Source organism: Pseudomonas edaphica, from assembly GCF_965277385.1.
GTDB lineage: Bacteria > Pseudomonadota > Gammaproteobacteria > Pseudomonadales > Pseudomonadaceae > Aquipseudomonas > Aquipseudomonas edaphica.
Genome location: NZ_OZ255725.1, coordinates 5,524,478 through 5,546,001 on the forward strand (window position 1 = coordinate 5,524,478; position 21,524 = coordinate 5,546,001).

Below are 21,524 nucleotides of genomic sequence, written 5' to 3' on the forward strand. Positions count from 1 at the left end.
AAAGTGCGCCCCACGTCACTACCGACGTATACCAAGGCAGGGAGCAAACATGGCAGTCGATATGTTTTTGAAGCTGGGTGATATCAAGGGTGAATCAAGGGACCAGGCCCATCGCGACGAGATCGACATCACCCAATGGGCGTGGGGCATGTCGCAGTCGGGTTCGATGCACAGCGGTACGGGCGGCGGTGCGGGCAAGGTCAATATCGCCAACCTGAACCTGACCAAACCGCTGGATAAATCCAGCCCCAACCTGATGATGGCCTGCGCCAGCGGCAAGCATTACCCCGAGGCCAGGTTGGTAGTACGCAAGGCCGGCGGTGCCAGCCCGGTGGAGTATCTGGTGATTACCCTGAAGGAAGTCATGGTGGTGTCCTACAGCACGAATGCTGAAAGCAACACCGACGTCGTGCATGACCGCTTCGCCCTCAACTTCGCCAGCGTCGACGTCAGCTACCAGCCGCAGAAGGCCGACGGTGCCAAGGACGGCGGGCCGGTGAAGTTTGGCTGGAACATTCGGCAGAACATCAAAGCCTGAACCCCAGCCAACCCTTCATTGTTCCAGCTGCAACGCCTGCTGCTTAAGCTTGCGTTTCTGCGCAAACGGCAGCTTTTCATCATCCCCATACGGCGCGCTGTACCAGCTGCCGTAACTCGGGTTCGGCAGCAGGAACCAGCGTTGCCCCAGCCAGCTCACATAGGGTTCCACCGCCTGGCGTTGGGCGGCGAGAGTGTTGTGTTCGGCCTGGACGAAATCACCCAGCGAGTCCCCGGCCATCAGCAATACGCGGGCATGGCTGGCGACCCACTGACGGCGACACGCCTTGCCGTAACCGGCGCTTTCGCAATGGCCGATGGGCGTGCTGGCGGCCAGGACCTGCGTGTCGCTGGCCACCGGAAACCCGCGCAGGCGCAGGTTGGCGACGGTGGCCGCGACCTGGCTGTGTTCGCGGTTGGTGAGGTAGTAAACCTTGATGCCTTTTTGCTCGGCGGCGTGCAGGAAAGCCACTGCGCCCGGCAATGCCTGGGCCTTGGCCTGGTCGACCCAGGTGTTCCAGCGATCGTAGGAATAGATTTGATTATTGATGATATCGCGCGCGTTCAGCGGCACGTTGTCCAGCAGGGTTTCGTCGATATCAACCACCACCGCTGGAGGCAAGCCGTTCAGATTGCGGGGTGGAAAGGGCAGGGCATCCCAGGTCGGGTCGGCCAGGGCCACGTCGAGTTGGCGGGTGGCGTTGGCGAACAGCTGGCGGTAGATCAACTCGTGCTCGATGGAGGTCTGGGTCCAGAGCACGGCGTCGAGTTGGTCGTTGGCCTGCGGGGTCTGCTGGCAGCCGGTCAGGGCGGTGGTCAGCAGGCAGATGCTGGCGAAAATCAGGTGGCGCATGGGATGTCTCGGCGGTGGAAGCGTGTGGGCAGCACCTTAGCCTAATCAGGCTATACATCAATCCCGAATGTGCGGGTGGGTTGTTGGTGTACATATCCGTTGCTGCGGTAACGGCGGCTTAGGGTTCCGCCCTTACGGCGGCTCACTTTTTGAGGGACCAAAAAGTAAGCAAAAAGTCCTCGCCCCAACACTCGGTGCCTCGCTATGGCTCGGCATGCCCGCAATCCGCCAGTGATTTGGGGGGCCGCCGCGATGGGCCATCCTTGGCCCAGCGCGGCTAAACCGGCATCCCTGCCGGTTTACCCCCCAAATCACTGTCAGATTCCGGCCATCGTGTTTGACGGGGCGATTTCAGATCAAGATCAAAAGCGCAGATCAAAAGACCGCTGACTTCGTCATCGAAAAGGATGTAAGGGCCGGAGCAACAGCAACAGCAACAGCAGAGCCATACTCGGTCAACTGTGGGAGCTGGCTTGCCTGCGATGGCATCAACTCGGTTTACCTGATACACCGAGGTGTCTGCATCGCAGGCAAGCCAGCTCCCACAGAAAAGCAGACAAGCCGCCACCCCTAAGGCCCGCACACCAACGCCTGCCGCTCATAGTTCAGCGCCTTGTTCTGCGGCGCCAACGCATAGTTTGCACTGCAACGCTGCTCGCCCCACTTGATGACCAGCGTTCCCTGGTCCTGCTCCACCAACGCCAGTGCATTCCCATTCGGGTCCGCAATCGCCAGTTGCTTACCTGCCGAGTCTTCCAGCGAAGCCCCGAACGACAACGGCTTGTGCTGCGCATCAAACAACTCGAACAACACCCGTCGCCCGGTGGTGCCGCTGTAACGCGCCACCACGATAGCGCCACGGCGCGGCACCAGTTGCTGGGTGGCGTTGGTGATCTCCACATCGCCGCCCAGGTCGCGGGTGTCCAGGCTGATCCAGTTCACCCGGTAAGGTTGCGCCGTGGGGATCACCGCATAGCCGTTGTAGCCGGTCTCGACGCCGCTGTAGCTGCCGATTTTAGCCCCCGAGATACCCGGCACTTCAGCCAGAGCGAAGGTTTCGCTGACGGTCTGCCCCAGGTTGATGCCGCCTGCGTGGGCAACCACGGAGCCAGCGAGGTTGAGGTTCTGCGAGTTATAGCCCTGGCCCTGGCTGTAACCCAGGCTCACATCCGCCATAGAGGTGCGGCTGTTGATATTCACCGAGCCGGAGTCGCCGCTGGTATCGCTATGGCCCGCCTGCACCGAATAGAAGGTGTCACTGGTATCGGCGACGTAACCGTTGATACCCGCTTGCGTGGTGGTGTCGCCGCGCTGATGGCTGGTAGTGACAAAGGCTCGCGGCGCACGGGCCTGGCTGCCCAGTGGGAATGAGACGGACAGGTTCACTTGGGTGTCGCTGCTGGGCTCACCATAGGTGACGATCTGCTGGGTGCGCGTCACGCCAAGGTTGTAGCTCAGGTCGCCCCAATTGCCGGTGTAGCCGGCGGACAAACTGCGCGAACCGCCACGGTTCCAGTAGCGCTGGTCACTGGCATTGACGTACAGGCTGCCGAACTGGCTGTTACGCCCCAGGCTCTGGTTGATGGTCAGGTCGGTACGGGTTTTCGAGTGGCCGGTGCGCACGCGCACGTCTTCACTGTTGTCTTCCACGTGGTCGGTGAGGGTGCGGTAGCCCTCGGTGGAGTAACGGTAGGCGGCCAGGGTGAAGTTGGTGTCGGTGCCGGCAAAGGTCTTCGCGTACAACGCCCGCACGCTGCTGCCCTGGTGGGTTTGCCCGCGCGCTTTGCTGGACGAGTGCGTGGTATCCAGGGAGAAGGCGCCGAACGCAGTGTTCCTGCCAGCGCCGATCGACAGCGCGCTGTAGTCCTCGCTGGCTTGCAGGCCGACGATGCCGCTGAGGTTGCTGGTCAAGCCATATGCCAGCGTGCCGCTGAGAAAGCGTGGGCTCCCCAGGCCGTCGGCATTGCTTTTGAACGTGCCCGCCGAAAGGCTGTACTTGACCTGGCCTTCACGCACCATGATCGGCAAACTGGAAAACGCCTGCATCGTCACCCGCCGGCTGCCGTCGGCTTCGATCACGGTGATTTGCAAGTCGCCGTTGGAGCCGCTGGGGTAGATGTCGTTGATCTCGAACGGGCCGGGCGCGACGTTGGCGGTGTAGAGGATGTAGTCGTTCTGGCGGATCTCTACGGTCGCGTTGGTCTGCGCCACGCCACGAATCACCGGCGCGTAGCCGCGCTCGCTGTCGGCACGCATGCCGTCGTCGGAGGCCAGTTTGAGGCCGCGATAGCGCACACTGTCGAACAGGTCGGTGTCAGAGAAAATCTCGCCGGCGCTGAACTGGCCCTTGATCGCGGTCACGTCGTGCTGCACGTAGGTGCGGTTGCTGGTGAAGGTGTTCGAGCGGTCGGTGCCGCTGCTCATGTTCGATTCGTTGCGCAGGCGCCAGGCGCCCAGGTTGATGCCGTTGCGCAGCCCGAGGTTATTGGCGATGCGGGTTTTATAGTCGCCGGCGGTGCGGCTGCTGTTGAGCTGGTAGTTGATGAACGCGGCCGGCACGCCGTCGTCCCACAGCTGCGGGTCGACATACCCGCGCAGGCCGCGCTGCATGGCCACTTGCGGAATACTTGCCAACAGGCGCAGGCGGCTGCTGTCGTAACGCACGCTGGCGTCTTCGATCATGTCCGCGAGGGCATAACACTCTTGCGGTTGCTGCGGGTCGAGTTTGCCTTCGGCCTGCAATCGGCCCATGTCGACGCCCAATTGCTTGAGCAGGTCGAGGGTCAGGCAGGCTTCGACCCGGCCGTTGTTCGGGTTGCGTTTGAAGTCGATATCACGCCGGCCCACCAGCACTTCGTTGCTGTACAGGTCGACCCGGTAATTGCCCGGCAGCACGCTGTTGGCTGAGAGTAGTTGCTGCAAATCGACTGGCGACTGCGAGCCCTGCAGGAACGTGGTGTTGAAGCTTTGCGCTGCGTCATCGGCCACCGCCCAGGTCGGCAGGCTGGCAGCCATCGCGAGCGACAGCGTCTTCAACTTCAGTACGCCACGTGCGGGCCTGTTGCTGGAAAGAAAAGACATGCGAAGACCTATGACATCCCTGATTGACGGACAGCCGGGCACGCAAACACGCACGCGAAGTGAGCCTGTGGGTTAGAGAAGCTACTTAGGGTTTGAGGCGCGATTCAGTCGCGTGCGCAGGTAGCGCAGCGCCGCTCGACAGGGGCGCGCTGTAGTGGTTCTGCGCGCCATAGTCATTGATGCTGGAAAACGACAGTTGCACCGGGCCGTTGGCGATGGCTGCTGCGATCGGGAACTGTTTTTGCTCGCCAGGCGCAATCATGGTGGAGTCGCTGGCCAGCACCGACTGTACTTTGATGTCGGCCATGGACACGTGATACAGCGTCGGGTTTTTCACCTGCAGCAGGGTCTGGCCGCCGTGTTTGGCCAGTGTCCATTCAAGTTGCGCAGGCGCTTGCAGCGCGCTGCCGGTAAGGCCGGCAGGGCGGTAAAAAATCTTGATGCGCTGGCGGATGGCCAACTGCAAGGTGTTCTCGGCGGCGCTGGCCTTGGGGATTTCCTGCACGTTGAGCCATACCACCGACTCGCGGTCCGTGGGCATGCCTTTGCCTTCGTACAGAATGCGCAGCAATTGTTGTTCCTTGGCGAATACCCGCGCCAATGGCGGGGTGACGGCAAACGGCGCGCGGCTGGCGCTGGCGTCGTTCATGTCGACCCAGGATTGAATCAACACATCCTGGTTGCCGTTGCGCACGGTGATATTGGCTTCCTTGTGGTCGCCATCAAACACGATGCGGGTGGCATTCAACGAAATGCTGGCGGCGGCCTGGGCAGCCATAAGCAAGCCCAGTAGCCCCAAGCATGCGGCGATAGAACGAGGCGGCATGAGGGTTATCCGGTGTAATCAAAAGACAATGGCGAGGCCGCAGGGCCTCGCGCGTTCGGTGCCGGGGGCGCCGAGTTATTCGTATTGCAGGATGAACGGCAGGGTGGCATCACCGCGACCGGCGGTGGACGAACCGGCGGCTGCGGTGGTGACGTAGGCGGCCGCGAAGCTCAGGGTGGCGTCGCCGCCAGTAGTGCCGGCGCCGTGCATGGTGCTTTCGATGCGCGCGGTGCTGGAAGAGCTGAGGTCGATCAGGCTGCCTTTGCTGTCGAGCAGGGCGATACCGACGTTTTGTGCAGTGGCCGAACCCGGGTTCAGGGCCAGGACTTTTTTGCCGGTGACCAGGCCCGAACCGCCGTTGTTGGCGTCAAAGATCATCGCGACTTTGGTGCCCTGGTTGCAGTTGACGTTCAGGTTGAAGTCTTTGGCGGTGACACGGCCTGCGGTTGGGTTTTCGGCGGTGCCCATGTCCTTGATCGACACGTTGCCCATGTCCACCGAAATGGTGCGGTCGGAGTTGGCGCCGTCGACCGAGCAGGCATCGTTGTTGATCACGCCGGTGAAGGTGATTTTACCGCTGCCGCCCAGGGTCGGCGTCGGTGCCGGGTCGACGGCAAATGCACTGCCGGAAGCGGCGATAATGGCCGAGGCGATAACAGCCAGGGAAAACTTCTTCATGATGATGTCCGTTAGTGTTAGTTGGAAAATGCTGTTGTTGAACTGCGAGAGGAGAATAAGCGGCGAGGGCAAGCGAGCGAATAAGACGATTCTTATAAGTCAGGAAACGGACGGTTTAGAGCGGTGAAAGGGCGTGTGAATACTCAGCAAATAAAGGGCGAAGCCATTGTTTTAAATGGCTTGCTAGTTGTCGGTTAGTTGAAAATGTTACGTGCCAGGCAATAAGCGAGCAGGTCCTGGTCACTGCTCACTTCAAGTTTGCGCATGGCCGAGATCTTTTGCGCGCTGATGGTCTTTGAACTGCGGTTCTGGCTGCGCGCAATATCACTGACGCTCATGCCGGAAATAAATAAGCGCAGGATCTCGAACTCTTTGGGCGACAAACTGGTAAAGCGCTCGTCAATAGCCGTAAGGGTCTCGATCACCGAGGTTTTTGGCGGTTCCAGGCTGCGATAGGCGCTCTGCTGGGCGATCGCCTTGAGTGCCAATTGAATCTCGGTGTGCAACTGGCTTTTCTGGATGATGCCGACCACACCCAGCTCTTGCAGGCGGGTGAGGATCAGGTGGTTGGAAATCATCGTCAGGATCAGGATCTGCACCTGCGGAAAATGCCGCTTGAGGTACTCCACCAATTTGAGGCCGTCGCCGTAGGGCGAGTCGCCCGGCATGTTGTAGTCGGTGATCACAATGTCGGCGCCCTGGTGCTGCAACAGCGCGATCAGGCCGGCCGAGCACACGGCCTCGCCGACCACCTGGAAGCGTGTGTCGCGCTCCACCAACTCGCGAACACCCAGCAATACGATCGGGTGATCGTCCGCGATTACCACGTTGAATTTTTTCATAAAGGGCCGTCCGTAGTGCCAGTTCAAGTGAGTGAAGAGTGCCCGGGCTGGAGAGTTTCCAGAACGGCCGACAGACGCTGCATCACCGCCTTCACCTTGAGTTCAAGTGCCGTGTCGAGGCTGCCGCGGTTAAGTGCGCTTTCCAGTTCGATGCACGCTTGGGCCAGGTTCAGCGCCTGGACTGCGCCCAGGGCGCCGGCGACCGAATGCAGCAATTGGCCCAGGCCGTGGGCATCACGTTGCGTCAGGGCGGTATCGATACGCTGCAAGTCCTGCTGCACGCTGCTGATGAACAGCGGGCGCATCTTGTCCGACAGCTGCACGCTGTCGTCGCAGGACGCAGTGGCAGGCTCCGGCGCCGGCTTGACCTTGCACAGCTTGATCAACTGCCCGCGCAGGGTTTGCAGGCTTAACGGCTTGACGATCCAGGCGTTCATGCCCACCGCCAGGCAGCGCACGCCTTCCTCGCGCATGGCGTTGGCGGTCACGCCGATAATCGGCAGGTGCGGGTCATGCTCACGCAAGGTCCTGGCCAGTTCATAGCCATTCATCAACGGCATATTCACGTCGGTCAGCACCAGGTCAAACGCCTGGGGTTGCCACTGTTGCAGCGCCTGCTCGCCGTTGGCGGCCAGGCTCACCGAACAGCCGAGCGCTTCGAGCTGTTCCTTGATGATCGCCTGGTTGACCGGGTTGTCCTCGGCCACCAAGATGCGCAACCCCAACTGCCCGATGCTTTGTGGCCGGGCCGCTGCGGGTTGCTCATGCTTGCCGTGCTGCGCCAGGGACACGGTGCTGGCGATGCTGCGCACATCGTGCAGGTCGACCACCCAGCCTTGCGCCGTGTGCAGCGGCGGGCTGTGTGCGCCCGGCAGGCACAGCACGCGTTGGCCGCCCCATGGCTTGGCGGGCTCGCTGGGCAGCAGGTCCACCAGCACCGCGTGGCGGCTGTCTTTTTCCTGGGTGGTCGCCGCCAAGGCCGCTGCGATGCCTAGCCGATTGAGCCAGTCACTCATCGACTGCGCCAGTTCGCGCACCGGCGCCTGCACGTACACCGGTGTCGGGCTGGGTTCGATCAGCGGCAGGTTGGTCAGCGTGCCGCAGCACAGCGGCAGGCGCATTTTCAGGGTAAAGCTGCTGCCCAGCCCCGGCTCGCTGACCACCCGGATCTCACCGTCCATCATCTGCGCCAGCCAGCGGCAAATGGGCAGTCCCAGCCCGGCGCCGCCTTCGCTGGCGGTGTCCGGCGCCTGGTAAAACAGGTCGAACAGCTTGGCCTGCTGCGCTTCGGGAATGCCGACGCCGGAGTCGGTGACTTGCCATTCCAGGTCGACATGCTCGGCGTCCAGCGCCATCACCCGGGCACGAATCACCACGCGCCCGATGTCGGTGAACTTGATCGCATTGCTCACCAGGTTATTGAGGATCTGGCGAATGCGCATCGGGTCGCCCATCAGGCAGTCCGGTAACTGCGGGTCGATGCAACTGTAGAGTTGCAGACCCTTGCGCTGGGCGAAAGCGGCGTAGGTATGCAAGGTGTCTTCGAGCATGTCCAGCGGGCAGAAGTCCACGGCTTCTATTGCCATTTGCCCGGACTCGATCTTCGACACATCCAGCACATCGCTGATCAGCTGGAACAGCGTGGCGGACGAACGTTGAATGGTGTGCAGGTAAGTCTTCTGATGCGGATCCAGATCGGTCAGACCGAGCAATTCCAGGGTGCCGAGCACGCCATACAACGGCGTTCGGATCTCATGGCTCATGGTCGCCAGGAACAACGTCTTGGCCTCGTTGGCGGTATCGGCGGCGTGACGTGCCTCTTCCAGCGCCTGGGCGTCTTCGATGTGCCGGGTGATGTCGTTGAAGGCATACAGGCGCACGTCCTCGGCCTGATAACGGGTCGACACGAAGCCGATTTGCAGGTGCCGGCCTTCGATCTCCAAGTGGCTTTCGCCGTTCTCGACGCCGTCGTGTTGACCGGCCATGGCCGCCACCAGACGTGCGGTGCCCGGCCACTGCTGGGCGCGCTGGTTTTCGATCAGCACCTTGCCGTCGCTGCGCCGCACCACGCACAAGCCGGTGGGCGCGGTGTCGATGATCACGCGGCTGAACGCCACGCTTTCGGCGATGCGTTCGTGGGCCAGGCGCGCCGGACTGATCACCTGGCGCCGGTACCAGCGGCTGCCGGCCCAGCCCAGGGTTATCAGGCTGACCAGCAGCAGCGCCAGGGTGCTCAATGGCCATAAGGCCGAGTGGAAGAAGTGCGAGTAGTTCAGGCCATAGACCGCGCTCCAGGGCCGGTCGCCAGCCTGGGTAATCTTGAATTCAAAGCCATGGGCCGTGAAGTGCACGCCATTGCTGAGCGACGGCTCGGTGGCTGGCCCTACCAAACGGGTGCCGTCGGGCGCAAACAAGGTGAAGCGATCAAACGCGGAGTGATCCAGCGCACGCTGCACATCGTCGACCTGCGACAGGTCGAGCAGGGTGCCGATCACCGTCTGGCCCTGGCCGTCGAGTGACAGGCCAATGTAGGCCAGCAAGTGCTCGGGCTCCGGCCCTGCTTTCCAGTACACCCAATCCTGCTCCAGTACCTGTGGCGTCTGCGCAAGGCTTTGCTGCACTGCATTGACCAGCGCCACCTGGTTGCCGGTCTCTTCAGTGCTTTCGCGACGCTGATAGCCCACGGAGGGAATGGTGATGGTGTAGTGGGTCTGGCGATTGAACAGAAAAGTTTGCGGTGCCTCGTACGGTGACGAAGACCAGAAGGCGCTGTAGTAGCTGGTCAGGTGCGCGCCCAGGGCAAAATCGGTGGCCGGGCAGCTACGCCGACCTGCTGCTCATCGAACTTGACGTCGAACGGTACCGAAAACGAGTACTTCTGGCCTTCATATAACGTGCGGCGGTTCTCGACCATTCGGCTCTTGAGGCTGACCTGCACGCTGGTCGCCCGCAGCAATTCGGCCTGGATGCCTGGGTGCGTCAAGCTCTTGAGATAGGTTTGCTGCTCGCTGAGGTTTTCCATTAGCCGCGCAAAATGAAAGCGCGTTGCGCCATAACGGGTTTCGATCCCGCGTTGCAATGACCAGTAGTTGGTGAGGAGCAGCAGCAACGCGATTCCAATCAGCACCATCAGGCCTTTGTTCAAGCGTACGGAGCTGCGGGTAAAGGCTTCGAGTATCGCGTTGTTGTGCTTCATCAGGGGTTTCCGCAGGCGCAGGACAAATCGGCACTGGATGGAGCTTGCGCTTTATAAAGGGCAAATAATCCGGGGCCTCCAGCTAGTGAGATGTCGCGGGGCCATCATTGTTCAGTAGTTGCTGAAATTGGTCCGAAGACACCGCGTGGGAGATCAGGAAACCCTGCACCTGATTGCAGTCGATTTTGCGCAGCAGCGCCAATTGCGCTGGCGTTTCCACACCTTCGGCGACCACTGTCAGGCCGAGCTTGCGGCCCAGCGCGATGATGCTCGCCAGCGCCTGGGCGATGCCTTCGTTGTCATGGCTGCCCTGCACCAATGCCTGGTCGATCTTCAGTTCGGTAAACGGTGTTGAGACGAGGTTGAGGTATGAGCTGTAGCCCTTGCCAAAATCATCCTGGGACAAGCCGAAGCCTTTGATGCGCAAGCGGCAGGCCCCGGCGTAGAAGTTGCTGATGTCCTGTGGCACCGAGCATTCCATCAACTCGAAGCAGATCATTCCGGGAATGCCGTCGTGGTGCAGCACAAACTCCAGCAGGCGGTCCGCCAGGTCATGGCTGTTGAGCAGGTGGGTGGGCAGGTTGATCGCCACCGGGATTTCATAGCCGCGTTGGCGCCACTGCTCCTGGGCGTGAATCGCCTGTTTGAGTACCAGCCACAACAGCCGTTCTTCCAGCTCGAAGGCCTTGATCGCCGGCAGGAACGCGGCCGGCAGCATCACGCCTTGCTCGGGGTGCATCCAGCGCACCAGGGCTTCGGCGGCGACGATACGCCCGTTGGCGAGGGACTTTTTCGGTTGGAACCAGGCCTGCAACTGGCCGCTGCTCATGGCCTGCACCAGCGTATGACGGTCGATGTCCATGTGCTCGGGCAGTTCGGGGGAGGGCTTGCGCACCGTGTTCCTCAGCTGATCGACCAGATTGCGTAAGGCCTCGGCGTTAACGGGCTTGGAGATCAGCCCGATCACTTCCACATCGAGGTTTTTCGCCACCAGGCTGGCTGCCATCAGCATGCGCCGCGAGGCGGCGCTCATGATCGCCAGGGCCGGCTTGCTGCGCAAGTTGGCCAGGCACTGGATAAATTGCACGCCGTCCATGCCGGGCATCAGCAGGTCGGTCAGTACCAGGTCGAAATCGCGCTGGCGTAAACGCTCCAGCGCTTCTTTGCCGTCCTCGGCGGTTTCCAGCCTGAAATCCCCCAACTCACTGAGCAAGTGCTGCAGGTAGATGTGCTGCAGGGGATGGTCCTCAACAATCAAAATACTAAGGGGCTTCATGGGTGATCCGTGCATAAGGCGCCAGGGAGTTGAATAGAGCCCGCAACGCAAAGGGTTTGACCAGGCAATGGTTCATGCCGGCGGCCAGGCACAGGTCGGCCTCGCCGCGCATGGCGTTGGCGGTGGCCCCGATAATCGGCAACGGGCAGCCTTGGCGGCGCAGTTCGCGTGCCAGTTCATAGCCGTTGATGTGGGGCATGTTCACGTCCGTCAACACCACGTCGAAGCTACCGGCGGTGTACAGTTGCAACGCTTCCTGACCATCGGCCGCGAGCTCCACGGTGCAGCCGAGTTCTTCGAGTTGGTCACGCAAAATCAGCTGGTTGATGATGTTGTCCTCGGCTACCAGCAAGTGCAGGTTGAGTTTGTTCAGGTCGCGCTGGCGTGTTTGCTCATCGGCACGGGCCACCCACAGCCCTTGCGCCTGGCTCACGGCCTGATGAATCGCACCCAGGTGGTTGAGGTTGACGTGCCAGGCGCCGGCCTCGGCTTCCACGGCGGTGCAGGCATTACTGCTCACGTGAATCACCGGCCCCGGCCATTCGGGCGCCAGCAATGGGTCGACGCTGCCGGGGTGCACTTGCAGCAGCAGATGCGTGTCCGGCAACGTCGGCAGGCCGGCCTGGGCCCTGGCACCCCAGCGGCGCAGCCAGCCGCTGACGGAGTTGGCCAGTTCCGGGATCGGCGACGCTACATAGATGGTCTCGGCCAACAGCGCGGTCATCGGCGTGGTCGGCGCTTCTTCCAGCGGCAGGATCAGGCTGAAACTGCTGCCCAGGCCCAGCTCGCTGACCATGCGGATGTTGCCGTTCATCAATTCGGTCAGGCGCTGACAGATCGGCAGGCCCAGGCCGGTGCCGGCGACCACATTGGTGTTGCCTTCACTCTGGTAGAACGGCTCGAAAATCATCGCCTGGTCTTCCTGGGCGATGCCTTTGCCGGTGTCCGAGACCTGCCACAACAGGCTGGAGCGTTCACCGTCACGGCCCAGCACTTTTACCCGCAATACCACGCGGCCGTAGTCGGTGAACTTCACCGCATTATTGAGCAGGTTATTCAGAATCTGGCGAATGCGCGTCACGTCGCCGATCAACCTTTCGGGCAGCTTCGGGTCGAAGCAGGCATACAACTGCAAGCCCTTGCCTTGGGCGGCTGCGGCATAGCCCTGAATGATTTCGTGGACCAGATCCAGCGGTGAAAACTCGCTCATTTCCAGCGCCAGCTGCCCGGCTTCGATCTTCGACACATCGAGCACATCGCAGATCAACTGCAACAAGGTCGACGACGAGCCTTCGATGGCGTGCAGGTAGTCCCTTTGCTGGGCATCCAGTTGCGTACGTGCCAGCAATTCGAGGGTGCCGAGCACGCCATACAGCGGCGTGCGGATTTCATGGCTCATGGTTGCCAGGAACAGGGTCTTGGCGGCGTTGGCAGCGTCCGCCGACTGGCGTGCTTCTTCCAGCGCCGCTTCGACTTGCTTGCGCGCACTGATATCGCTGAACGCGCAAAACAGCACGTCCTCGCCTTTATAGCGGGTGGGGGCACTGCTCAGGTACAGGTGGCGGCCGTCGATGGTTTCAAAGTAATCACTGCGTTCGCATGGGCCTTGGGCGAAGGCTTGCTCGATCCAGCCGGCCCGCAGTGCCTCGCGCTCCGGGCCGTTGCCCAACCATTGCTGGGCCAGGGTGTTTTCCAGCACCACCTGGCCGTCGGTGCGGCGCAGCACGCAAAGGGCCACGGGCGCGATCTGGATCACATCGCGGCCAAAAGCTTCGCTTTCGATCAACGCCTGGATGCGATGGATCGACGGAATAATAAAACGCTGGTCGACGCGGCGCATCACCAGCCAGATCAGCGTGAGGCTGAACAGGCAGAACAACAACGAGCCGAGCAGCTGTTTCCACAGGCCGGTGACCACCGCGCGCAGGTCGATGGAATACATCAACTGCCATTCCGAAGACTTCAAGTGCTTGCGAATCACCAGGTGGTCGGGCAGCAAACCGTTGCCGACAAAGCCGAAAAAGCTTTCTTCGCCGGGCCGCAGGTGTTGCTGTTTGAGCTGGGTGTCGGTGCTGTTGGTGAACACCAGCATGCCCTGGGAATTGAGCATCATGAACTCACCGGCACTCTGGTCGCTGAGGGTTGAAGACACTTCACGACTTTCCATCTCAAGGCCGAGCCAGCCGGACTCAGGGTCGCGCTCGTCGAGGCGGATGAAAATGTAGAGGTGCGAATGGCCTTCGGTGTTGTCGCTCAGCCACAACTCGTTGAGTGTGGCCGGGTCGCTGTGCTGCAGGGCCTTGAGGCGGTTGAGCATGCACTTGGAAATCGGCAGTACCTGCGCGGTGGCGTCGTACAGCCGCGTCACCTGTGGGCTGGGGCCGGCGTTCACATACAGCAGGTTAAGCTGCTTGGCCTTGAGGTAGTCGCGCATGCGTGCGGTCAGCCAGATGCTCCACTGGTTGCCGGGTGTGTTGCCCAGTTCCAGGTGTTGTTCTTCCTCGGAGGAGGGGTAGAGCCTGGACTGTTTGCGCACCGCCGACAGGCTCAGGCTTTGCAGCAGCGCCTCGCGGTTGGTGAAAAAAGTATGGGCTTCGGCGATGGCGCTGCTCATGTAGCCGCGGCGCTGGGAGATGTCGTTGTTGAAGGTCGACAGCAGAAAGGTATAGACCCCGCTCAGGATGCCCACGAGCAGCACGCTCGCAAAAATACGAAGCAGCCTTCTGGCTGCTTCGGGTCGGGAGAGGACGGGGTTGATCTGGAGCAGGTAACTTTTCAATCGCATCGGCAGACTTTAAGCGTGCGCCTTCGTGCCTGGCATAAGACGATCCTTAAAAATGGCCTGCTTGATCAAGTGCTTACTTGTAATACATATCCACCACCACGGCGGCGTCGAACGCGCCAGGGATCGGCAAGGTGCGCCACTTGAGGTCGGCGCGAAACTCATCGTGGCTCTGGCCCATCCCCATCAGCTCTTGCAGGGTGAACCAGTTGTTGAAGGGCAACTGCTGCTGGCTTTCGGCGCGTGACAAAGCGATGCCCACCGAGCTGTTGTTGTCCGGCACCAGCAAGCCATTGATCACGCTGCCACCACCCGGCGTGGTGGCGAAACTGGCGCTGACGGTATACGGCGTATCGCAGCCCTTGCGCAGGTTCAAGCTGAAATTCGCGCTGCTGGCGACTTCACCGATTGACGCCTTGCGCGACGGCGTGGGGAAGTTGACCACGCTGGGGCTGATGGTCAGTTCGGGGCTGCAGGGCACGAAACGGATGTTGTTCATGCCCGTGACCACATAGTTGAAGTTACTGTTGGGCCGCGAGTTGAGCCCGCGCACGCCGTCCAGCTGGAACACGCGGTAGGAGGTCAGGGTGCTGGCCTGGCCGCTGGGAGGTGTGGGGTCGAACTTCTCGATGAACACGCTGAAGTTGAGGGTAAAGCGTGCCTTGTCCCAGCCGATGCAGTTGGAGGTGCAGCCTCGGTCGGAGAAAAATCCGGTGCCGACCTTGCCGGTGCTTTGCGTAATCGGCTGGTTGTTATAACGAATGCCCACGCGGATCCCGGTGCCGATACTCACGCTGGCCGGGTTGACGTAGAAGTACACTTCCTCGCGGCCAACTTTGTAGTCGTCCGCGCAGATCACATTGGTCGAGCGCGGCCCGGACTCCCAGATAATCGTGCCGTTGGGCGCATCGGCGGCAACCGCCAGCGCGGTGCCCAGCGCCTCCTGGGTGATAATCGAGCCGGTGCCGTCTTCACGGCAGGCCAGCGCATAGCTGGTGGCGGGCAGCACCGCGCAGGCCCATACCAGCATCGGCAATAAACGTTTGATCAGTGACATTGGTGCAAGTACCCCGCGATCTATCAGTTGAGCGCCGTGCTATGACGGGCTTGCAAACCGATATCGGTGATTTCGGTGAAATGGAGGGTGGTGCCTTTGGGCACAGGGCTGGACGCACTGAGGGTTTTGCGCGCGTGGGGCTTGAGCAACAGATAATCACTGAGTGCCAGGCTGTCGGTTTGCAGGTTCACCAGTGACAGGTGAAACGCACTGGGGTTGTAAACGCTGACACTGTGCCCATCGCTGCTCCACACCAGCTGCTGCAGCGCCTCGGCCGAGCCACCCTTGAGCGTCGGTGGCCGATAGAACAGCTTGAGCCGTTGGCGTATCGCAAACTGCACGCTGTTGGGGTCGGCGGATTTGAGCGGAATCTCCATGATATTGAGCCAGAACAGCGATTCGCGATCGGCGGGCAGGCCTTCACCGGCATACAAGATGCGCAGCATGTGATGCTCGCCGGCGCCCAGTTGCACCAACGGCTCGGTGGCGGCAAACGGCACGGGGCTGTCGGCTGATTCGTCCTCGCTGGTGATCCAGGTTTGCACCACCACTTGCTGTGAGGCCGGGTTGACCACGCTGATGCCGGCGGCCTTGTCCTGGCCGTAATAAATCAGGCGTGTGCCTTCGATCTTCAGCGCCGCGCCGGCCGGCGGTGGCGCGAGCACCAGCAGCCCGCCGGCCAGCAGCATCATTCTGAGTAAAAACATGAACACAAAAATTCCATGGCAACGTGTGGGAACGCAGCCATGGTAGGGGCGGGTGAGTGCGAGGGCTTTGAGGCGATTCTTAAAAGCGTGCAGTGCCCGTTTCAGAATCGCCTTAAAGGCATGTTCGAGCCCCGACAGTTACCGTGTTCGACGTTGAATGATCGACGCTGATGCCCAACTGTCAGGTTTACCCTATGTCCAATAAAGCCTTACGCCTTCTGATTGCCGATGCAGACCTGCTGCAGCGGATCAAGCTGGAGAAAATGCTCAACCAGCTGGGCTACCACCGCATCGCCCCCTTGAGTTCGTTCGACGAATTGCAGGCGTTGACGCGCTCCGGTTGCGTGGCATTCGACCTGTTGATCATCAATACGGCGCTGGTGCGTTCGCGGCAGGTCAACCTGTTGAAGTACTGCCATGACAACCCATTGATTCGCCATACGCTGATCTACGACGGGCAATGCGCACAGAGCTCGGTGGTGTCGGTGTCGGTGAGCCAGACCTTGCACCTGTCACTGTCGCAGTCGCCGGATTTCAACTCCCTGCGCCGCTGCATGGAGATTGTCGACCCCCTGCATAGTCTGCCGACGGTTGAGCGACCGATGTTGCGCGCTGTCGACAGCCGGGTCGCTGCACCCTCGACGGCTGCGCGTAGCGTTTACCTGGGCGACCCGGCAGTGATGGCGTGCGCCGTCGGGTTATCGCCCAAGCGCTGATCCGGTCTCAGTTGCGCCACACCGGCAGGCTGTCGTGGGCCAGTGCCCAATGCGGTTGGCCAGGCTTGAGGCACACGCCGCCGACCCAGCGCTCATGCCCGGCGTGGTCCAACCAATAAGCCTCGCCGCCCAGCACTTGGTGCGCCAGTGGCGTCAATGCCAGTTCGCGGCGCGGCCAGTCGCGTTCGGTCGCGGTTTCGACCAGCAAGGGGGTCGGGCCGTCGATCAATGGCCGCAACAGCGCGTGGAACATCATGTCGCCCAGGAACGGCAGCGGCTCACGCTTGGCCATCAGTTCGGCGAACACCTGGCCGAACGGCACCGGCCCGGCCTCGGCGATGTAGCGCAGCGACAAGCGTTCAGTCAGTGACAGGCCATCCTCAATACCGGGCAACTCCTGCAACTGGCGCAACAACGCGTTGGCTAGAAAGGGCAGGGCCGGGTGGTTGCCGTGAGCCAGTTGCGCAAGCTTGACCGGCGAGCTGTCGCAGTAAGCCGCCCAGGCCTGTCGGGCCAGTTGCACCGCTGCGTCATCGATCAAGCGTCGTTGGGGCCACAACCACGCCAATACATCGGGCGCCAGCTGGCCGATGCCGATAAAGCGTTCGACACCCGGAATACGGTCGACTTCGATCAGCTCGAGCTTTTTCGGCGCGCGCTCAAGACCGGCCAGCGCGCGGACCAGAAACAGCTGATCATAGGCGTCCGCTTCGCACCACAGCACGCTGTGATCGGCGCTGGCCAGGGCCTGCAGGTGGTCGTATTCATCATTGACGCGGTGGGTTACTTCAGCAGCGTCCAGGGCAAAGGCCTGGCTGATAAAGGCACTGCGCATCGCGCGGAAATCTTCACTGGGCAGGTCGCGCACCGGCCCCATGCATAACGGATCGCTGAGCATGCGGAACTGTCCCTTGAACCCGGCCAGTTGCAGGCTGTGGGCAATGTCACTGCCACAGCGCCAGTGGGTGGTGCGGGCTTCATCGCTGGCAGCAAAGTCCGGGTGGCGGGCGGCGAAGTCGATGGCGTCGACATGCGCCTTGAGCTTGGGCCAACTGCTGAAACCCAGCTGCCTGGCGACCTGCCATTGGGCCTGGGACAAGGTGGCGTGCGGGTCGAGGGTTTTCAGGCGTGGCAACAGTTCCTTGGCGCGCTTGCGCTGTTGCTCAAGGTTGAGGCGGCCGTCGGTAGTCGAGGATAAGAGGCGTTGCGACATACGATCTCCTTGCACAAACCTTTTCCGCTTTCAGGTTGGGAGTCGTAGAAATGTGATATTCAGTCAGGATCCTGGGCGCAGCCCTTTCCGCGGAAGGTGGCGTGGAGTGCGCCAGGCACGAAATATAGGCAGTGGAGTTGTGGATTGCAAGCCGTCGAGCCGAGTACCGAGTTGATGACAGACACCGTATTGATCGAAACCCGCGCCCTCACGCGCAGGGACGAGCGGCGCCAAGTCGCGTTGCTGCAACCCACGGATTTCAGCCTGAAGCGCGCCGACCGTGTGTCCATCACCGGCTCCTCCGGCTCCGGTAAAAGCGTGTTCCTGCGCGCGCTGGCGTTGCTGGATGCGCCCACGTCGGGGCAGATCCTGTGGAACAACCAGCCGATCGCAAATGCGCAGATTCCCCACTATCGCAGCCACATCAGCTACCTGTCGCAACGCCCGGCGCTGCTGGAGGGCACGGTGGAGGACAACCTGCGCTTTCCTTTCAGCCTCAAGACCCTGCGCACGCGCCGCTTCGACCTGCAAGCGGTGACCAAACTGCTGGAACATGCCGGTAAAAGCCCGGACTTCCTGGGCAAAAACGCCGGCGACCTGTCCGGTGGTGAATCCCAGGTGGTGTCATTGATCCGCACCTTGCAACTGAACCCCGAAGTGCTGTTGCTGGATGAACCGACGGCCGCTCTCGACCCCACGTCCTCGCGCGATGTCGAGGCACTGATCAGCGCCTGGTATGCCGCCGACAATGCCCGCGCCTATATCTGGGTATCCCACGACCTCGACCAGGCCCGGCGCATGAGCGCCATTCACCTGCACATGAGCGCCGGTGTCCTGAGCGGAGTCGCCCAGCCATGAACTATCAAAACCTCACGGCATTGGACATGGGCATCGCCGCCTCGCTGATCCTCATTAACGGCGCGTTGTCGCTGTTGCTGCGTCTGGGCCTGGGCCGCCAATTGCTGTGGGCGGCCGTGCGTACCGTGGTGCAATTGCTGGCCATCGGTTACCTGCTGGGTTGGGTGTTCGAGTTTGCCTACTGGTATGTGGTGCTGCCGCTGATGTGTGCGATGACCTTGATCGCCGGGTTATCCGCAGCGGGGCGTGGGCGCCGCACTTACCGTGGGCAACGGGTCGACAGCATACTGTCGGTGTGGGGCAGTTCGTGGCTGGTCACCGCGGTGGGGTTGTTCGCGGTGATCCGTATCCACCCATGGTACGAGCCGCAGTATGCGATTCCGATCCTCGGCATGATCCTCGGCAATACCCTCACCGGTGTGTCCTTGGGCATTGAGCGCATGACCCAGGAACTGACCTCGGGGCGCAACACCATCGAGATGATCCTGGCACTGGGCGGTTCACGCTGGGAGGCCGCCCAGGAGGCGATCCGCCAGGCCGTGCGCGCCGGGATGATCCCGACGCTGAACCAGATGACCGTGGTCGGCATCGTCAGCCTGCCCGGCATGATGACCGGCCAGGTACTGGCCGGCGAAAGCCCGGTGGACGCGGTGCGTTACCAGATCGTGATCATGTTTCTGATCGCCGCGTCCTCGGCCTTGGGCACGGTAGGTGCGGTGCTGCTCACCTACCGTCGGTTGTTTTCCAACAGCCATCGGTTTTTGCGCGATCGGCTTGAAGAGCGCGCTTGAACCTCAGGTGCTGGTCTGGCCGTTCCGTCACCTGATGCCCGCTGCTCAACCCACATGGCGCTTTTCTGTGGGAGCTGGCTTGCCTGCGATACGGGCACCTCGGTACATCAGGTACACGGAGGTGATGCAATCGCAGGCAAGCCAGCTCCCACATTTGACCGGGCCCCGTCCTGCCAGAAGGCCGCCACAACGCTGAATCAAGCTCAGTCAGTCACACCAAAATCCAGCACCACTTTCATCGCCTGGGTCTTGTCCGCCGCCAGTTCAAACGCCAGCACCGCCTGTTCAAACGGCACGGTGTGGGAGATCACCGGTTTCACATCGATGATACCGCGATTGAGCAAATCCACCGCCTGGGCAAACTCGCTGTGAAAGCGGAAGGTGCCGCGCAAGTCGATCTCGCGGCTCACCAGCAGGTTCAATGGCAACGACACATCGCCGCCGAGTCCGACCGTCACCAGCACACCCCGTGGCGCGATGCATTCCAGGCCATTGCGCAAGGCCTGGGCGCTTCCGGAGACTTCGAACATTACCTCGAAATAGCCTTTTTCGGCGGTGTAGCGCTTGAGTGCATCCGCGCCGTCGGCAATGTTGTGGGTGCGCGTGGCGCCCATTTTTTCGGCGCAGGCGAGGGCGCTGGCGGACAGGTCCACGGCGACGATTTCACCGGCACCGGCGGCGCGCAGGCTGCCGATCAGCAGGTTGCCGATGGGGCCGCAACCGGTCACCAATACGCGTTTGCCGAACACCGCGCCGGCGCGTTGAATCGCGTGCAGGCCCACCGACAGCGGCTCGGCCAGCGCACCTTCGGCCAGGCTCACGTGGTCGGCCAGCCGATGTGCCTGATGCGTCTCGATCACCAGGCTCTGGCGAAACGCGCCCTGAATATGCGGAAACGGCATCGCACTGCCGTAGAAACGCATATTCAGGCAGTGATTCGGCAGGCCTTGATGGCAGTAGCGGCAACCGCCGCACGGGCGCGACGGCGATACGCTGATGCGCTGGCCAACCTTGAACAACCCGGCATCCGAACCCACGGCGTCGATCACCGCCGACACCTCATGGCCAAGCACCATCGGCTCGCGCAGGCGCACAGTGCCGAAGCCGCCGTGCTGGTAGTAATGCAGGTCCGAACCGCAGATGCCGCCACGCGCAATGCGCACGCGCAGTTGATCGGGGGCGAGGGTTTGCGGTTCGTCCTGGGGGTCGACCCGCAGGTCTTTGGAGGCGTGACAGACGATAGCGTGCATACAATTCTCCGGATTACAGCGAAGCGGTGATACCACCGTCGACGTACAGAATATGGCCGTTGACGAAGCTGGCAGCATCGCTGGCAAGGAACACGGCGGCACCGGCCAGTTCGGCCACGTCGCCCCAGCGGCGACTCGGTGTGCGTTGCACCAGCCAGTCGCTGAACTCGGGGTTGGCCACCAGGTTGGCGTTCAACTCCGTCTTGAAATAACCGGGGCCGATGCCATTGACCGTCAACCCATGCGGGCCCCAATCGATGGCCATGCCCTTGGTGAGCATTTTCAGCGCGCCTTTGCTGGCCGCATATGGCGCGATGCCGGGGCGGCCCAGCTCACTTTGCACCGAGCAGATATTGATGATGCGCCCACGCTTGCGCGGGATCATCGCCCGCGCCACGGCCTGCCCAACCAGAAAGGCACTGTCCAGGTTCGTGCTGATCAACTCGCGCCAGTGTTGCTCGCTGTAGTCCTCCAGCGGCCCACGCCGTTGCATGCCGGCGTTGTTCACCAGGATCTCCAGCGGGCCGAGGCGCGCTTCGATATCCGCCACGGCGGCCTGGATCGCCGTGCTGTCGGTTACATCAAACGCCTGGGTGTGCACCGTCAACCCTTCGGCCGCCAGCAGCGCCGCCGCATCGCGCAAGGTGCTGCGGTTGCGCCCGTTGAGCACCACCTGCGCCCCGGCCTGGGCCAGGCCACGGGCAATTGCCAGGCCGATACCGGCACTGGAGCCGGTGACCAGCGCCAGCCGGCCATCGAGGCGGAAGTTGTCTAGAACGCTTTGCATGAGCTACCTCTCCTAACGCTTCACACTACCAACGACAGCAGCATGATGAACTCCAGGGCGACACAGGGATGGAC

Annotated in this window: 16 protein-coding genes and 1 pseudogene; 4 read left to right on the forward strand and 13 right to left on the reverse strand. The window is 61.7% G+C overall.

Translation table 11 applies throughout. The annotated features are described in order from the left end of the window. Nucleotides 1–49: 49 nt before the first annotated feature. Complete coding sequence (locus tag ACQY47_RS25225; protein WP_428552847.1) at nucleotides 50–538, forward strand: Hcp family type VI secretion system effector; 489 nt, start codon at nucleotides 50–52, stop codon at nucleotides 536–538. 15 nt (nucleotides 539–553) lie between these two features. Here ACQY47_RS25225 and ACQY47_RS25230 read toward each other — a convergent pair whose 3' ends face one another. The 10 genes and pseudogenes from ACQY47_RS25230 to ACQY47_RS25275 all read right to left on the reverse strand — a co-directional run bounded on the left by ACQY47_RS25230 (nucleotide 554) and on the right by ACQY47_RS25275 (nucleotide 15,841). Beyond that, nucleotides 554–1,390 (reverse strand): 5'-nucleotidase, lipoprotein e(P4) family, encoded by an 837-nt coding sequence (locus tag ACQY47_RS25230; RefSeq protein WP_428552850.1) that lies wholly within the window; start codon nucleotides 1,388–1,390, stop codon nucleotides 554–556. 570 nt (nucleotides 1,391–1,960) lie between these two features. Further along, the gene (locus ACQY47_RS25235) at nucleotides 1,961–4,471 is read right to left on the reverse strand and encodes a fimbria/pilus outer membrane usher protein (protein ID WP_428552853.1); all 2,511 of its coding nucleotides are present in this window, start codon (nucleotides 4,469–4,471) and stop codon (nucleotides 1,961–1,963) included. An 85-nt stretch (nucleotides 4,472–4,556) separates the two neighbouring features. Then, nucleotides 4,557–5,297, reverse strand: coding sequence for a fimbrial biogenesis chaperone (locus tag ACQY47_RS25240; RefSeq protein ID WP_017139591.1), 741 nt, complete (start codon nucleotides 5,295–5,297; stop codon nucleotides 4,557–4,559). Nucleotides 5,298–5,372: 75 nt separating this feature from the next. Beyond that, nucleotides 5,373–5,975, reverse strand: coding sequence for a fimbrial protein (locus ACQY47_RS25245; RefSeq protein WP_017139590.1), 603 nt, complete (start codon nucleotides 5,973–5,975; stop codon nucleotides 5,373–5,375). A gap of 194 nt (nucleotides 5,976–6,169) precedes the next feature. Further along, complete coding sequence (locus ACQY47_RS25250) at nucleotides 6,170–6,817, reverse strand: response regulator (protein WP_099549954.1); 648 nt, start codon at nucleotides 6,815–6,817, stop codon at nucleotides 6,170–6,172. Nucleotides 6,818–6,840: 23 nt separating this feature from the next. Continuing rightward, nucleotides 6,841–10,013: pseudogene (locus tag ACQY47_RS25255) on the reverse strand (response regulator). Nucleotides 10,014–10,095: 82 nt separating this feature from the next. Further along, nucleotides 10,096–11,289 (reverse strand): EAL domain-containing response regulator, encoded by a 1,194-nt coding sequence (locus ACQY47_RS25260; RefSeq protein WP_017139586.1) that lies wholly within the window; start codon nucleotides 11,287–11,289, stop codon nucleotides 10,096–10,098. Beyond that, a complete protein-coding gene (locus ACQY47_RS25265; protein WP_428552859.1) occupies nucleotides 11,276–14,074 on the reverse strand; it encodes an ATP-binding protein in 2,799 nt (932 codons plus the stop codon). Before ACQY47_RS25265 ends, ACQY47_RS25260 begins: the two co-directional genes overlap by 14 nt. Before the next feature lie 73 nt (nucleotides 14,075–14,147). Continuing rightward, nucleotides 14,148–15,128: a fimbrial protein gene (locus ACQY47_RS25270; RefSeq protein ID WP_219268874.1), complete on the reverse strand. Its 981-nt coding sequence runs from the start codon at nucleotides 15,126–15,128 to the stop codon at nucleotides 14,148–14,150. 23 nt (nucleotides 15,129–15,151) lie between these two features. Continuing rightward, complete coding sequence (locus tag ACQY47_RS25275) at nucleotides 15,152–15,841, reverse strand: fimbrial biogenesis chaperone (RefSeq protein ID WP_428552863.1); 690 nt, start codon at nucleotides 15,839–15,841, stop codon at nucleotides 15,152–15,154. Nucleotides 15,842–16,029: 188 nt separating this feature from the next. On the opposite strand from ACQY47_RS25275, the gene ACQY47_RS25280 reads away from it, so the two are divergent. Then, complete coding sequence (locus ACQY47_RS25280) at nucleotides 16,030–16,551, forward strand: chemotaxis protein CheY (RefSeq protein ID WP_099549957.1); 522 nt, start codon at nucleotides 16,030–16,032, stop codon at nucleotides 16,549–16,551. Nucleotides 16,552–16,558: 7 nt separating this feature from the next. On the opposite strand, the gene ACQY47_RS25285 is transcribed toward ACQY47_RS25280, so the two are convergent. Next, the gene (locus tag ACQY47_RS25285; protein WP_428552866.1) at nucleotides 16,559–17,764 is read right to left on the reverse strand and encodes a DUF1835 domain-containing protein; all 1,206 of its coding nucleotides are present in this window, start codon (nucleotides 17,762–17,764) and stop codon (nucleotides 16,559–16,561) included. A gap of 174 nt (nucleotides 17,765–17,938) precedes the next feature. On the opposite strand from ACQY47_RS25285, the gene ACQY47_RS25290 reads away from it, so the two are divergent. Both ACQY47_RS25290 and ACQY47_RS25295 read left to right on the forward strand, forming a co-directional pair. Then, nucleotides 17,939–18,622, forward strand: a complete 684-nt coding sequence (locus ACQY47_RS25290) for an ABC transporter ATP-binding protein (protein WP_428557389.1) — start codon at nucleotides 17,939–17,941, stop codon at nucleotides 18,620–18,622. Then, nucleotides 18,619–19,413, forward strand: coding sequence for an ABC transporter permease (locus ACQY47_RS25295; RefSeq protein WP_017139579.1), 795 nt, complete (start codon nucleotides 18,619–18,621; stop codon nucleotides 19,411–19,413). Before ACQY47_RS25290 ends, ACQY47_RS25295 begins: the two co-directional genes overlap by 4 nt. A 203-nt stretch (nucleotides 19,414–19,616) precedes the next feature. Here ACQY47_RS25295 and ACQY47_RS25300 read toward each other — a convergent pair whose 3' ends face one another. Together ACQY47_RS25300 and ACQY47_RS25305 are read right to left on the reverse strand one after the other, a co-directional pair. Next, complete coding sequence (locus ACQY47_RS25300) at nucleotides 19,617–20,663, reverse strand: L-idonate 5-dehydrogenase (protein ID WP_428552870.1); 1,047 nt, start codon at nucleotides 20,661–20,663, stop codon at nucleotides 19,617–19,619. 13 nt (nucleotides 20,664–20,676) lie between these two features. Then, nucleotides 20,677–21,450, reverse strand: coding sequence for a glucose 1-dehydrogenase (locus ACQY47_RS25305; protein ID WP_099549962.1), 774 nt, complete (start codon nucleotides 21,448–21,450; stop codon nucleotides 20,677–20,679). Nucleotides 21,451–21,524: the final 74 nt, after the last annotated feature.

Coding starts and splice junctions, on each gene's coding strand:
- ACQY47_RS25225 (WP_428552847.1), top strand. CDS start 50: ATGGCAGTCGATATGTTTTTGAAGCTGGGTGATATCAAGGGTGAATCA.
- ACQY47_RS25230 (WP_428552850.1), bottom strand. CDS start 1,390: ATGCGCCACCTGATTTTCGCCAGCATCTGCCTGCTGACCACCGCCCTG.
- ACQY47_RS25235 (WP_428552853.1), bottom strand. CDS start 4,471: ATGTCTTTTCTTTCCAGCAACAGGCCCGCACGTGGCGTACTGAAGTTG.
- ACQY47_RS25240 (WP_017139591.1), bottom strand. CDS start 5,297: ATGCCGCCTCGTTCTATCGCCGCATGCTTGGGGCTACTGGGCTTGCTT.
- ACQY47_RS25245 (WP_017139590.1), bottom strand. CDS start 5,975: ATGAAGAAGTTTTCCCTGGCTGTTATCGCCTCGGCCATTATCGCCGCT.
- ACQY47_RS25250 (WP_099549954.1), bottom strand. CDS start 6,817: ATGAAAAAATTCAACGTGGTAATCGCGGACGATCACCCGATCGTATTG.
- ACQY47_RS25260 (WP_017139586.1), bottom strand. CDS start 11,289: ATGAAGCCCCTTAGTATTTTGATTGTTGAGGACCATCCCCTGCAGCAC.
- ACQY47_RS25265 (WP_428552859.1), bottom strand. CDS start 14,074: ATGCGATTGAAAAGTTACCTGCTCCAGATCAACCCCGTCCTCTCCCGA.
- ACQY47_RS25270 (WP_219268874.1), bottom strand. CDS start 15,128: ATGTCACTGATCAAACGTTTATTGCCGATGCTGGTATGGGCCTGCGCG.
- ACQY47_RS25280 (WP_099549957.1), top strand. CDS start 16,030: ATGTCCAATAAAGCCTTACGCCTTCTGATTGCCGATGCAGACCTGCTG.
- ACQY47_RS25285 (WP_428552866.1), bottom strand. CDS start 17,764: ATGTCGCAACGCCTCTTATCCTCGACTACCGACGGCCGCCTCAACCTT.
- ACQY47_RS25290 (WP_428557389.1), top strand. CDS start 17,939: ATGACAGACACCGTATTGATCGAAACCCGCGCCCTCACGCGCAGGGAC.
- ACQY47_RS25295 (WP_017139579.1), top strand. CDS start 18,619: ATGAACTATCAAAACCTCACGGCATTGGACATGGGCATCGCCGCCTCG.
- ACQY47_RS25300 (WP_428552870.1), bottom strand. CDS start 20,663: ATGCACGCTATCGTCTGTCACGCCTCCAAAGACCTGCGGGTCGACCCC.
- ACQY47_RS25305 (WP_099549962.1), bottom strand. CDS start 21,450: ATGCAAAGCGTTCTAGACAACTTCCGCCTCGATGGCCGGCTGGCGCTG.